Origin of the sequence: Martelella alba (assembly GCF_006516955.1) — a bacterium.
Lineage (GTDB): Bacteria > Pseudomonadota > Alphaproteobacteria > Rhizobiales > Rhizobiaceae > Martelella > Martelella alba.
Window position 1 is genome coordinate 1 of the sequence record NZ_VHLG01000006.1, and the last position, 12,683, is coordinate 12,683.

At 54.6% G+C, this 12,683-nt stretch carries 18 protein-coding genes; 6 read left to right on the plus strand and 12 right to left on the minus strand.

Translation table 11 applies throughout. From position 1 onward, the window contains the following. Positions 1-136: 136 nt before the first annotated feature. From FJU08_RS11585 to FJU08_RS11610, 7 genes are all read right to left on the minus strand, one after another. On the minus strand, positions 137-1,324 hold the full coding sequence (locus FJU08_RS11585; protein ID WP_141149194.1) for a phage portal protein: 1,188 nt from the start codon (positions 1,322-1,324) through the stop codon (positions 137-139). Positions 1,325-1,753: 429 nt separating this feature from the next. Continuing rightward, positions 1,754-2,788, minus strand: coding sequence for a helix-turn-helix domain-containing protein (locus FJU08_RS11590; protein WP_181409823.1), 1,035 nt, complete (start codon positions 2,786-2,788; stop codon positions 1,754-1,756). Then, positions 2,775-2,972, minus strand: a complete 198-nt coding sequence (locus tag FJU08_RS22750; RefSeq protein WP_181409824.1) for a hypothetical protein — start codon at positions 2,970-2,972, stop codon at positions 2,775-2,777. Before FJU08_RS22750 ends, FJU08_RS11590 begins: the two co-directional genes overlap by 14 nt. Before the next feature lie 99 nt (positions 2,973-3,071). After that, positions 3,072-3,296: a hypothetical protein gene (locus FJU08_RS22970; protein ID WP_141149180.1), complete on the minus strand. Its 225-nt coding sequence runs from the start codon at positions 3,294-3,296 to the stop codon at positions 3,072-3,074. Continuing rightward, entirely contained in the window at positions 3,293-3,523 is a 231-nt protein-coding gene (locus FJU08_RS11600) for a hypothetical protein (protein WP_141149181.1), read from the minus strand. Before FJU08_RS11600 ends, FJU08_RS22970 begins: the two co-directional genes overlap by 4 nt. Next, on the minus strand, positions 3,520-3,843 hold the full coding sequence (locus FJU08_RS11605) for a hypothetical protein (RefSeq protein WP_141149182.1): 324 nt from the start codon (positions 3,841-3,843) through the stop codon (positions 3,520-3,522). Before FJU08_RS11605 ends, FJU08_RS11600 begins: the two co-directional genes overlap by 4 nt. Before the next feature lie 72 nt (positions 3,844-3,915). Then, entirely contained in the window at positions 3,916-4,098 is a 183-nt protein-coding gene (locus FJU08_RS11610) for a helix-turn-helix domain-containing protein (RefSeq protein WP_141149183.1), read from the minus strand. 111 nt (positions 4,099-4,209) lie between these two features. Between FJU08_RS11610 and FJU08_RS11615 the strand changes: the two genes are divergently transcribed. From FJU08_RS11615 to FJU08_RS11640, 6 genes are all read left to right on the plus strand, one after another. After that, on the plus strand, positions 4,210-4,731 hold the full coding sequence (locus FJU08_RS11615) for an Arc family DNA-binding protein (RefSeq protein ID WP_141149184.1): 522 nt from the start codon (positions 4,210-4,212) through the stop codon (positions 4,729-4,731). Further along, a complete protein-coding gene (locus FJU08_RS11620) occupies positions 4,728-5,927 on the plus strand; it encodes a tyrosine-type recombinase/integrase (protein ID WP_141149185.1) in 1,200 nt (399 codons plus the stop codon). The genes FJU08_RS11615 and FJU08_RS11620 overlap by 4 nt, the downstream gene beginning before the upstream one ends. Positions 5,928-5,929: 2 nt before the next feature. Continuing rightward, positions 5,930-6,175 carry a hypothetical protein gene (locus FJU08_RS11625; protein WP_141149186.1) on the plus strand — a complete coding sequence of 82 codons (246 nt, stop codon included), beginning with the start codon at positions 5,930-5,932 and terminating at the stop codon, positions 6,173-6,175. Positions 6,176-6,602: 427 nt separating this feature from the next. Next, positions 6,603-6,926: a hypothetical protein gene (locus FJU08_RS11630; RefSeq protein ID WP_141149187.1), complete on the plus strand. Its 324-nt coding sequence runs from the start codon at positions 6,603-6,605 to the stop codon at positions 6,924-6,926. A gap of 629 nt (positions 6,927-7,555) precedes the next feature. Next, complete coding sequence (locus tag FJU08_RS22760; protein ID WP_181409826.1) at positions 7,556-7,831, plus strand: hypothetical protein; 276 nt, start codon at positions 7,556-7,558, stop codon at positions 7,829-7,831. A gap of 24 nt (positions 7,832-7,855) precedes the next feature. Further along, positions 7,856-9,163: a reverse transcriptase domain-containing protein gene (locus FJU08_RS11640; protein ID WP_141149189.1), complete on the plus strand. Its 1,308-nt coding sequence runs from the start codon at positions 7,856-7,858 to the stop codon at positions 9,161-9,163. 552 nt (positions 9,164-9,715) lie between these two features. Here FJU08_RS11640 and FJU08_RS11645 read toward each other — a convergent pair. The 5 genes from FJU08_RS11645 to FJU08_RS11665 all read right to left on the minus strand — a co-directional run. Then, a complete protein-coding gene (locus FJU08_RS11645; RefSeq protein WP_141149190.1) occupies positions 9,716-10,180 on the minus strand; it encodes a hypothetical protein in 465 nt (154 codons plus the stop codon). Between the two features lie 14 nt (positions 10,181-10,194). Beyond that, complete coding sequence (locus FJU08_RS11650) at positions 10,195-11,814, minus strand: terminase large subunit (protein WP_141149195.1); 1,620 nt, start codon at positions 11,812-11,814, stop codon at positions 10,195-10,197. Further along, positions 11,786-12,205: a phage terminase small subunit P27 family gene (locus FJU08_RS11655; RefSeq protein ID WP_141149191.1), complete on the minus strand. Its 420-nt coding sequence runs from the start codon at positions 12,203-12,205 to the stop codon at positions 11,786-11,788. Before FJU08_RS11655 ends, FJU08_RS11650 begins: the two co-directional genes overlap by 29 nt. 3 nt (positions 12,206-12,208) lie before the next feature. Then, complete coding sequence (locus FJU08_RS11660) at positions 12,209-12,517, minus strand: head-tail connector protein (protein ID WP_141149192.1); 309 nt, start codon at positions 12,515-12,517, stop codon at positions 12,209-12,211. After that, positions 12,514-12,683: HNH endonuclease signature motif containing protein (locus tag FJU08_RS11665; RefSeq protein ID WP_141149193.1), on the minus strand; the 170-nt coding region annotated here is incomplete at its 5' end. The genes FJU08_RS11660 and FJU08_RS11665, both read right to left, overlap by 4 nt.

Genomic DNA, 12,683 nt, shown 5'->3' on the forward strand with positions numbered 1-12,683 from the left:
AGGCACCGGCAAAGGCACCCTTTTCGATCACATCGCCGATCCGGTCGGGCGTGCCAAAGGGCCATGCAAGCCCCTCAATTGCGCCGCTGTCATCGGTAATGGCGAGCTTGGTTTCGATGAAGAAACGCTCCATGGGTCAGGCCTCCGGCGTGCCGCCGCCAATCGTCTTCGGCGCGGCATCGGTGTTGATATGCGGATTGGAAAAGGCCTCGCCGCCGTCATAGGGCGGCAGGTCAAGCCATGACCGGCCCTCATTGGCGTTGAGGACGCGTGAGGAGATCAGCGAGGAAATGGCAGTTGCCCGGTCGGTGAGATCGGCGCGGGTCAGATCGTCCCGGTCGAAGACAATGCGATAATCGGCGCGCTCTTCCGGCAGGAACAGCGCCACGCGCAAAGCCCCTTCCAGCGCCCGAAGCCATGGCTCAAGCGTGTAAGACAGGAATTCCTTGCCCATCTGTTCGGAGTTCGACCATGTGGCGCGCTCAAGGTCGTAGATCATCGACGGCGGAACGCGGAAGCCACGGGCGATTTCGAGGATCTGGAATTTCCGGTTTTCCAGAAACTGCGCATCGGTGGAGCTGAAGGTAATCGGGCGGAAGGTTGCCCCGTCCCAGAGAATGGCCGTGCGGCCGGAATTATCCGCGCCTTCATGGGCCTTTTTCCAGGCGGCGGCCATCTTCTTCAGGCCCTCGTCACCAAGGCCCTTGACCATTTCGATAACACCCGCAGGCCGCGCGCCATTCCTGAACAGCTTGCGGGCATGGGTTTCCATGTCCTTGGCCGTGCCGATTGCTTCAGCGGTCAGCGACAGACAGGACCGCCCGAACGGGCCGCGCAGGTAAACCACGTTCTGCGCATCTTCGATCCGGTTGTTGATCCTGAAGCGCGGCTCCTGCCGCCCGTCCGTCGAGACATCCACCATCACATGCGACGGCTCATAACGGATGATCTCGCGGACCTCGCCGCCAACCCGGTTCACCCAGGCAACGCCGCCCTTGTCGTGGGTCAGCGCCGTGGCAACGAGATCGCGGATCAGTTCGAAGGTGGAGGTCCAGCCATTCGGCCGGTCGGAGAGAAGTGCGGCAACCGCGTGATTGCTATCTGGCGTCCATGTCGCGCCTTTGCGCTGTTCCACCCGGATATCAAGCGTTGCGCATGCTTCGGAAATCAGGCGAATGGCCGATTGCACGGCCGGGACCGTGAGCGCCACGGCAAGCGAGACAGTCGAACCGGCAACACCGCCGCCGGTGAACAACGTAAATTCGGCTTCCGAGGGATCGCCGAGGCTCTTCTGATTAGTCTTGAAAAATGGCCATATCTTCATGGCCAAGAGAATATTTCAGGGGGAGAGAAAATTAAATATAGCGTTTATTTTCAATAATTTAGATCTATATTCCGTCGCTATCGCTGCCTTTCAATAAATGCCAATGGATAACCACTAGCACATGAAAAAAAGTTTGCGAATTGCTGGCCAGATACCCAAGGCAAACACCAGAAATCCGCTTAACTTGTTGTTCTAAAATGGAATTTACCTCTAATTAGAAAAAATCTCGTAAGTACCTAGGGACGCCGGTCTGGCCTGTATGCCGAAAGTTCATGACCACCCCCCGGCCTGCCCGGAAAGCCTGACGCTGTCGGTCATGGCCTCCTGCCTCATCCGCGATAGCTCCAATCATTCTGCGGAACTCTGCGGAATTCCGCAGACCTTGGCGTAACGCGTTACGTAACGCGTTACGCTTTGTTACGCCTGACATCAACGAGCGGGCAGCCGTGTGACATTGCCCGCCTCCATGATGACCTGTTCTCTCATCGCTTTCGCCAGCCTTGACAGGAACGCCTCAAAGCCGCGTGGTCCGCAGTCCGGGAAATGAACCAGTTGCCCCTCAGCCGACGGCAAGGGCCAGCCTCGCCCGCGATACACGTCTACCCATCGTTGCCAATCCGCATTGTCCTTGCTGGCCTCGACAGGCACCATGTCGATTGCCATCTCATCGAAGACGCTTAGCCAGCGCTCAGGGTTGCCGAGGTTGTCATAGACGTGCGGCCAGCCATGCTTGGCCTGATGGTCCCTGATCCATTCGGGACGTGGATTCTTGCGAACGATGGGCGGCAATGGTGGCAACTGTCCCGGCCCACTGATTAGCGCCGCCAGTACAGCCACAGCCGCCGCCGCTGGCGGCACGCTCTGACGGTTTAGCCCGCTCCAATTCTCCAAAGCCAACTGAGCGTCGTCACCCGAAAGCGGCCGAGGTGCGATTTCATCGCTCACACGCGCGCCTTCCTCAAAGTGTTTGTTCAAAGATTTATTCATAGAGGTTAGTAGGAAACCAGTTTCCACGTTTTGCACGTCCAAATTTCCACGTTTTGTGCGCCCGGTTTCCACGTTTTCGGCCTCATCCGCTTCATTTTCATCAAAAGGTGGAAGTGAATTTCCACGTTTCTCATAACTATCTGTTTCTTCGCGCCTTTCTTGATTTCCAACCTTCAAGACTGCGAAGTAGGTCAACGAGCAATGGCGGCCACCTTGGCCTTTCGTTCGCAGATGGCCGCGGCGCTTAAGAAGCGCCACGGCATTTTGTACAGTCCGAGATGTACAGCCGACCTTTTCCGCAAGCGTGGCATAGCTGGGCCATGCACTGAATACCCCGCTGTCACCAAAGCGCTTGCGATTGAAGTGCTGCGAGATGAAGAAGGCGACGTTCGTAGCAACGCTCTTGCTCAAAGCGGCATCACCAAAGACCTGATCAAGCCAGGCCATGCGCAGACGCGTGTATTCATCGCCGCTCATTGCCTTCTCCAAACTCGATTTCATGGGCTCGCTTCGTTGCCGCAATCGCCTCAAGGTTGCGCAAGCCGAAGCGTTGTTTCAGAGCCGGTATAACCGGCCCAGAAAGATCATGACGATGTTCTGTGAGCCACAGTGCGGCCTGTTCAATGGTCGGAGGCGAACTTGCCCCGACGCTATCCACCATTGCTGCGGCGTCCTTTGTTGGCGTGCACAACTGGCTCGGAAGCGGCAGAAACGAATGGAGCCGCAAAAGCGGCCCCAAAGTGATTGTCTGGCGAGATCATCAGGCCATTTCCTTCCTGACGACATTTGGCACTGGCTCAAACGCCTCGAGCCGGTCCAAGGCTCGATCAAGGCGCTCGATGGCGATACCAGCAACCCGGCTAAGCGCGCTGATCTCCAATCCGCTTATCATCCCGCTCGCAAGCTCAAGGGTTTTCATCAGATCGCGGACACAGCACAGATCATCATTCAGACTGTCGTATTGATCGCGTGGCATTGCCTTCATGCTGCGATCTCCATTTCGGCCTGAAGCTGCGCCTTCTCGCTTTCCAGTCGCCTGTCAACGCGGTTCAAAAGGCCGAGAACGTTGCCCGCCATCCGGCCCATGCTACCGGCTTCGGTTCCATCGGATGCAGCAAGCGCCAGAATGAGAACCTGAAGGTAGTCACGTCCTTCATCAATCAGATCCATTGCAACGATCAGGTTTCTTGTTCTGCAAGGGACTTCGATCATGATGCCACCCCCATGACAGGGACAAAGTCCACCAGTCCGCCATCTTTGCTATCCGCGATAAAAAGGTGGTGTTCCTCGTCCTCCATCACTTCGATGACGTCGGACAGGATGCGGCTTGAAAGCGCGACAGTGCGTCCAACTGCGCCCCGTAACTTCGCCTTCTCGCCTTCCGACACGCTGGAGCCAGTACCATCGACACAATCAACGAGATCCAGCAGCGCCGAAACATCATAGACGCTGTCAACTGCCTGCCGGAAAGCCTCATAGCGAGAAGCGATTGCCTCCTCGCCCGAAGCCATGCTATCGGTATTTCCGTTCATATTTACTTCCTAGCGGGAATTTTGAACCATGGCTCGGAGAGGTTGCCGCCTCTGCCGGGCCGTCCTGTCTGCTCATGCGGCAGCTTCCGTGAAGAAGCGTTCAAGATCACTGCGGCGAGCCACCCAGCGATCGCCGATTTTCTTGGCGGGAAGCTCGCCTTTGCTGAGCATGTTGTAAGCTTGTTGGCGTGACCGCCCCAAGATAGCGGCAATGTTCGCCGCCCCCCAGACCAAATCCAATCGATCATTTTCCATATTACCCGAAACTCCTTGTTAACTTACAAGGCGGATAATGTCCTATGGATATCATTGACGTCAATAGAAAAATGTCCAATTGATATCATCATTCAAACTAGGTAGCTAAGCGTGGCTGAAAACAGAAGCAAATCAGATGGCTTTATGCTCCGGTTCCCTCCCGAAATGCGGAACCACGTGAAAGAGGCAGCAGACGCCAACGGACGTTCCATGAACGCCGAGATCATTCACCGCATTGAAGCCTACGACGAGTTGCTGAAAAAGGTCGACGACGCAGACAAGAACCTAGCTATGCTGAATGCTGGCTTTTTGAAGATGCTCCCGCAATATCAGGGCAGCAAGAAGCTCATCAAGCAATGGATCGATCTTGCCAATATCGCGCAGCCGTTCATGCTCGAGGTCTTAAATGACCTGTTCGATAACCATGACGGCTTGGCAGACGAAGACATCGACGCAGCGCAAGACATTGTGAAGAAATTGCATACGAATATCGAGGAAACCAACGCAATCATTGCTGATATGGTCAAACAGCACCGGCCTGAAGAAGTCCTGAAGAAGATCAATGAGAGACCGTCATCTTCTGAGCCAGGCTCGCCAAAACAGCCACCGGAAGAATCTGAAGATCAAGAATGAGCGTCCGGAAACGCACATGGACTAACGGCAAAGGCGAGGAAAAGACCTCGTGGGTGGTTGATTATATCGACACCCAAGGCAAGCGCCGCCTGAAGACCTTTCGTCTCAAGAAGCAGGCCGACCAGTTCGCGACAACGGCAGCGGTCGAGGTGCGTGAAGGCGTCCATGTTGCTGACAGCGCAACTATCACGATCGCGGAGGCTGGCCGACTCTGGTTGATCTCTGGCGATAATGCTGGGCTTGAGCGAACAACTATGGATCAGCGAAATCAGCATTTGAGATTGCACATCGTGCCGCTAGTAGGCACCGTAAAGCTATCGAAGATTAGCGCTCCATGGCTACGCACATTTCAGGACGAGCTTCGCTCTAGCGGACGTTCTCCAGCAATGGTGAAGCGAATTACAGTTTCGCTTGGTTCCATCCTTGCTGACGCTCAAGCTCGTGGGCTGGTAATTCGCAATGCTGTGCACGAGTTATCAAGGGCGCGCTCTGGATCGAAGGCGGCGGAGAAGCGTGCTAAGGCGTTGCTGAAGGTAGGGGAAGATATTCCAACCAATGGCGAGATACGTGCGATTCTCGGCGCCGCTACTGGCCGCTACCGGCCATTGCTTGTAACGATAATTTTTACAGGGCTCCGTTCGAGCGAGGCGAGGGGATTGCGCTGGGATGACGTGGACTTGGTAAAAGCGGTGCTGCACGTTCGTCAGCGGGCTGACAGATATGGTGAAATTGGCATGCCAAAGAGCGGGGCAGGACAACGCACGATCCCCTTACCGCCGCTTGTCGTAAAAACCCTGAAGGAATGGCGACTTGCCAGTCCGAAGAGTGAGGCCGGGTTTGTCTTCCCAAACGGGGCTGGCCACGTCGAAGACCATCAAAATATAATCAAGCGAGGGCTATGGCCTGCCGAGCTTGCTGGCGGCATTGCCGTTAATACGGGCAAGGAGGGCGAGGATGGCAATCCTATCTTTGCACCAAAATACTCAGGTCTTCATGCTTTGCGCCACTGGTATGCATCATGGTGCATCAATAGGCAGGAAGAGGGTGGGCTAGCGCTTTCTCCAAAGGCCGTTCAGACAAGGATGGGGCATAGCTCGATCCAGGTCACATTTGATACTTATGGCCACCTTTTCCCGTCAGAAAATGAGGCTAACATGTTGCGGATAGCAGAGGATCAGCTTTTGTTCGGTAAATAGGAATGAGCAAGATGACTGGCAAACAGGGATATGGGTGGGCTTTTGTCGTTGAGTGTGATCGGTCGGACGGGTTTGTTCCTCTGATTCAACGATTTATTGTTATCGCTGAAAGCGAGCAGGACGCGAAAGAGATCGCTCTCAAGAAGATAGGCGCTCCAGGTATATTTCGAATTAAGGAACAGCAGGAAAAAAGTTTGGATGATGCCAAGAGGCTGGGTGGAAAGTTTGGCGAGGCCGTAGATTTTTAGCTGGTGGATGTGACAGGGCTGCAACATTAAGTCTATTTTCCTAAATATTACAATGGAAAATTAAACACTCTGACTCCGTTAGTCCTGGTTCGAATCCAGGTTCCCCAGCCAAATCTTTTCAATCACTTAGCAGAAAATATAGCTTTTTAGCATGTTGCATGTCTCTTGGCGTGTTTATCGTTTATTTTCAACGATTTTGCCTGGGTTTCGGCGATTCTACGCGACATGAATGCGACATGGGTTTTAGGTTTTGTTCTCCTTCTGTGTTTTTTTTGCCATAGTTGATTGAGCGCGCCTCGGCTGTGAATGTTGCTGCGCAGCCGAGTGCTTGTTCGGAGAGCGCTGAATTCCGTTGCAATTTTTCATCCCATGACCGATCCTTGTTAGTGGTGAGTGCCGAATGATTTAGGTCAAAGGAGGGGGTGGAATGAGCGGAGTTGTTGAGGATGCCGAAAGCCGCCGAGAATGGGAAGACTACCGGAACTTTCTTGAGCGCCTCGTGGAGTGCGATGACATCGGAGACAAGACGGCAGAGGGGATTACAAAGCTTGTGATCGACAAGGGTGTCGATGTTCTATCTGAAAAGCAGCGGTATATTTTTGAACGGCATGTCGAGAGCCGGTTTCCTCAACCGTGCTGCACTCAATGTGGGGAACTCATTCCATGGGCTGATGCTTATGAGCACATACATTCGCCAGGGCGATGTGCAAGTTGCGAGCATAGCTATCAGCGATTCATGGACGAAGATTGATTTGACTTCGTTCTTCGATCGTCTGGTCCTTTAGAATTTAGATAGGTGGGCAGCCCTGATGAGGGTGCTGATGCCTGTCAATGGCTTACTATGACGCTGTTCGGAAAACGAACGTGACGTCGTTCGAAGTGTTTTGGCATCCGGCCAGAAGCGATCTGTGGATCGAAATCTTTTTTTGGCAGACATTATAAAACTCAAAGCATAGCGTAGGTTCTCGGAACTTGAGGTCTATTATTCAAGGCGTTAGTTGGCGTTAACTGGTTCTGCTGGGACGTAGTTCATTGCGAAACTCCCGCAATTTTTGAATCGTCGTGTGGCAGCGCTATCTTTTCTGTGCATTTGCCGTTTTCACCTATTGTGAAAGACTATTCCTGTTCCTACTTTACTAGTATCCATGATCGTCCTGGCGACGACGGTTCAGTTGGAGCTTTCCATACGGATCGAAGCGCAAGGCGATCTCGCCAAGGTTGAGTCATCAGCCGAGGTGTCTCGCGACGCGGCAATGCCGTGCGCAGTGGATAGAGTGAGCCTGACCGTTGCTTTCGAAGCTGTGAATACACCGCATAAGAGTGGCTCCCGAGCAGCAGATAAGCATTTGACCCGGCGGGCGGAGTCCCGGCGGAGAGCCCTTGACATCGACAAAAACCTGCTATGCTGGAAACTGGAATGATGTACAAACTCTCCCCGAAAAACCGGCTCTTTGGAGTCGCGTCACCGGCGTCTGCCTCAAAGCAGTCGCTGTAGTATCCATGATCGTCCTGGCGACGACGGTTCAGTTGGAGCTTTCCATACGGATCGAAGCGCAAGGCGATCTCGCCAAGGTTGAGTCATCAGCCGAGGTGTCTCGCGATGCGGCAATGCCGTGCGCAGTGGATAGTCACCAGTCAACGGTCGGGATTGTATGAACGGGAGGCCCGAACGGTAGAAAGATGAAAACTCTTTTTGACGAAGTTCGTAGCGAAAAGAATATTTTTGCGGCATGGCGTCATGTAAAGCGCAGTGCATTAAATTCTGAGAGTCCAAAAATAAGAGGTGAAGCTGCTGAGTTTGAGCATAAGCATCAAAGTCACTTGCGAAAGATTATTGCAGAGCTTAGAAATAAAACGTTTGAATTTGACTCGGTCGAAGGCGTGCTTAGTGACAAGAAGGCGCGGGAATCAAAAGGGAAATCGCCGCGTCCGATAACAATTTCGTCTATGTCGAACCGAGTTGTTCAGAGGGCAATACTTCAGGTTCTTCAACCCCGTCAAGCTCTGAACGTGTCTGACATCGATACGCGGTTTGCTACGATCGAAGACGCTCGTCTCAGAAAGATCAACGAAGTCAATCGATCTCAATTTGGTGTTGGCGGTCTCATGCGACCGTACGGAGGCGTTAAGCCGGCTGTTGAGTTTATTTTGGATGCGATGGCCAACGGTGCAAAATACTATTACAGGTCCGACATCAAGGCATTCTTTACGCGGATTCCGACGAGTCAAGTTATTGATTTTGTTAGGCAAGAAACAAAGGACGATGATCTCTGTGAACTTCTTGGAGAAGCGCTGGAAGTCCGTTTGAATAATGCGAAGAAACTAGGTGGATATGCAGGGTTATTTCCAAGTGATGGTATCGGCGTCGCTCAGGGTTCGTCTTTATCGGCCTTTGCTGGAAATATACTTCTATTTGACATGGATCATGGTCTCAATGAATTGGGGGTAAGGGCTGTCCGCTATATTGATGATTTGGTTATTCTCGCGAAAACGGAGTCCGATCTGGATAAGGCGGTTGAGTACGCGAAGAAGAGCCTCGAGGCGTTCGGATTTTCTCTCTACGACCCCGCGGCGGGATCCGACAAAGCCGCTAGAGGTATGTGTTCTTCTGCAATCCAATTTTTAGGTTGTACTATTCAACCAAACCGTTGCGTTCCAAGTAGGGAATCCAAATTGAAATTGAGAGATTCTATATTTGAAATATTTGATGCTTCTCAATCCGCAATAGGCAGACTTGGAAATGGAGCGGATTCTTTCGACAGGAGGAAGAGTGTCGCTGTTGTTTTGGATAAAGTTTCTAAAAAATATTATGGATGGAAAAAGGCATTTGATTTCTGTTCTGATGTTTCGTTTTTTTTAGATCTTGATAAAATAATAGATGAAAGATCTATAAGATATCATTCCTATGTAACTAGGATTCTAAATAAACTTCCAGATAATTTGAAGTCTGTTGCACTTGGTGTATCTAGTCTTAATTCGCTTAAATGAATATAGGTTCTTTTTATATTTATAGAAATGCTGAACTGAGTGCGTTAGATTTAGATTTTATAGGCACCCTGCGTGAATCCGTTTTCGCATATAATAGACATAGCTATGTGTTTTGCCGCATCGTCCGACATGCCACCGAGCACGTGACCTGCGTCACTCTGTGCGGCTTGAAGGTCACGCCGCAGACGGGGCATTTCTTCGGGTGCCGTGTCCGGCGGCTGTCGATATAGCACTCATGGCAGCAATAAGGGCCATTGCCACGGTATCCCTTGCCGCACTGGCGGCAAGTGCGACGCGTCTTGCGCATGTCGCTCTGAGACGATGATTGACAGGCCTTGCAGCAATAAATCACGTCGCCGCGCGCTTCTGGGGGAACCGGGCCGCTGCACCACAGGCATTTCCGATCCTGCCGTTCCTCGATACGCTGTGCCACCCGCAGGTCGGCATAGTGTTTCTTCCGGCATTTCGTCCCACAAAATTCCTTGCGCAACGTTCCATGCAGAACCGCACCACAATAGCCGCAATGTCCGCCGTCTCTGTCGAGTTCATCTGTCATTGAGTGGCGCTCGCGGCAACAGCAGCGGCACGGCTGTAGCGTCCCCGCATCAGGAATACGATTCGGGACCCATAGGAAGATTTGCAGAGCCTTGAGCAAAACTTGTATCGCCCTTCCGGCAAGGGATTGTGGCAACGCATGCAGCGTCGCCGCTCGATCTGCGAGCCTGAGGTAATCGTCCATTCCGGTTGCCCCTCATTCCAGCTTGGCCGGGATGCCCCAAGCTGCATGAATGTGAGGCTCAGCACGCCCAATGCAGCGTTATCGGCATCCGACCAGCGCCAGCCTTGCTTGCACAGGGTCCCCCGCACCGCTGCCCGAAGCGTCCCCTCCAATCCGAACAGCGAGCCGATACGGCCAGCGTCAAATTCTTCGCGGATCAAGAGGCAGAGCCGCGCAACAATCAACTTCTGGCGTTTACGTCCAAGTTTCCGCCCGATGACAGTCTCGTTCTTCTTCATGGTGCGAACCCCTCTCAAAAATATGCCATTTCTTCGGACCAGTCCTCGCTGTCATAGACCGTGAGGCTGCTTTCCCCGGCCGCAGCCCGGCCAATCGCCATGGCGGCGGCAACCGCGCCGTCAATCCGGTCTTTGCTCTTGCTCTTGTGGAAAGCCTTGTTGCCCGCCGCGTCAGTGTGGACGGCGATGTTCTCAAAGTTCCACCTGAGGATCGGGTGACCGCCATGGATGAAGCGGCGGCCGAGGATGGCGCGTTCAAGTTCCTTGATCGCCGGTGCCATCGTCACCCAGCCCTGACGCATTTCGACGGCCGGGAAGCCGTCCTCCTGAAGGTTGTTCAGCATGTTGCGCGCCATATGCGGGTCGAAGGCGATCTCGCGCACATCGAAGCGGGCGCAAAGCTCGCGAATGTGATCCTCGACAACCCGGTAATCAATCACCTCGCCCAGCGTCGGGATAATATGGCCATCATCGGCCCATTCGGGATAGGGAACGCCGTCCCGGTCAGAGCGGCCGCGAAGATTGTCTTCGGGGCAGAAGAACCACGGGAAGACGATATAGCCGTCATCCTTGCGCCATGCCGCGACCACGGCCGTCAGGTCATTGACGGCAGACAGGTCAACACCGATCCAGCACGGCTGATCTTCCATCTCGTCGGGATCAACGGGAAAATCGCCCTGATCATAGATCAGCATGTCAACGAAGGGATCGGCCGAGTGATCCAGCCAGACATTGAGATGAAGCTGGCGGAAGGCCTCGCGCTCGCCCGGCCGTTCGCGCGCCTCACGGGCAAGCTGGCGCAGGCCCTCAATATCGGGAAAGCCATCGGCAAGGCCGGGATTGGCGCGATACCACACGGCCTCGTCGCGCCAGTCGGCATCGCGTGGCGTTTCAAACAGGATCGGCAATGTGCCGGGATCATCGATCTCGCCACGCGCCACCTTTCGAGCATAGTCGTAGAAATCCGAGGCGACATTCTCACCACCGCGTCCAGCCGTAGAGATCACCATGAGCAACGAGCCGGACACCTTTGTCAGGCCGGTGCGCACCACGTCCCAGAGTTCGCGCTTCTTCCAGGCATGAAGCTCGTCCACCAGCGCAAAGACCGGCGTGCGGCCGTGCTGCGTTCCGGCATCGGCCGAGATCGCTTCAAGGAAGGAACCGCTTCGAGGCGCCGTCAGCCGGTTCTTGCTGTCGGTGAGCTTGAGGCGGCTTTCGGCCTTCGGGATCGCCCGGACAATGCCAATCGCCTCGTCATAGGCAATGCGGGCCTGTTTGCGATCGGACGCGGCAAAGATCGCCTCACCGCCCGGAATGGCTTCGGGGCCAATGGTGTGAAGCAGGCCGAGCGCCGCGCCGAGCGAGGTCTTGCGATTACCGCGCGGCAGCAGCATCGCGACATTGCGGACGATACGGCGGCCGTTCTCGTCGCAGGGGCCATAGATGCGGCGAACAATCCGTTCCTGCCATTGGGTGAGATCGAAGGCGCGGCCGGGAAGGCGTGACTTTGGGTGTCTGAGCATCCGCAGGAAGGTGACGGCCCGCTCACCATAGCCGAAAGGATCGGGGATCTCGGAACCGTCATAGATCCAGTGCGGGTAGCTGTCAGAAGCTGAAGAGACCGAACTGGTCATTCTCATCGTCCTTTTCCTGTTTCATGCCCGTGCGCGCCCTTGAGGCCGGTGTCAGGCCGAGTTCAGCCGAAAGCCGGACAATCACCGCCTGAGACTTGCCGAGCAGGCTGCAAGCCGGGTTTTGCTTCAGGCTTCCGTCAGCACCGCGCACCACCGCGCCGAATTCATCGATTGCGGTCTGGGCCTGTCTTTCGTTCCACTTGGCGCGAATGAAGGTTTCGACCGTGCCGAGCATGGCCTCGTTGAGGATTTCCCGTTCGATCAGGTCCGACACAACGGTTTGCCACTCCGCGCTCATGGCTTCCGGCAGACAGGCGGGCATGACCGGCATGTCGGTAAGCGCATTGACGAGTTCGCGGGGTTCGGCCTTCGGGCCGCGTGTCGTGCCCATGGGTCAGAAACTCCAGTTGCGGAATTCGTTGACGATCTCGCGAACACCGAAGGGGACATAGCGCGGGGTCTCACCCATCACGGTTGCCTCACGGTTCGCATACCAATGCGCCACCAGCATCAGGGCCGCCTGTTCCAGCGCGGGCGGCACATCGTCCTGCCCCTCGCCGCCATAGGTGGCGTCAATGGCAAAGCCGAGCAGCCTTTCGAGAAGGTTCTGCGCGGCGGCGATCTGACCTGTCAGAAGAGTGTCGTCATCATCGAATTCGACGGCGATATGGGCTTTGACCTGTTCAAGCGTCACAAGGCTCATCGGGCAAAGCTCCCTTTATGCTTTGCCCGTTCCTCAGCCTGCTTTGCGCTGTTGTGGCAGTGGCGGCAAAGCGGCTGCCAGTTGGCCCGGTCCCAGAACAGATCATCATTGCCCCGGTGCGGGCGGATATGATCGACCACCACGGCAGGCGCGCCGCAGCGGCGGC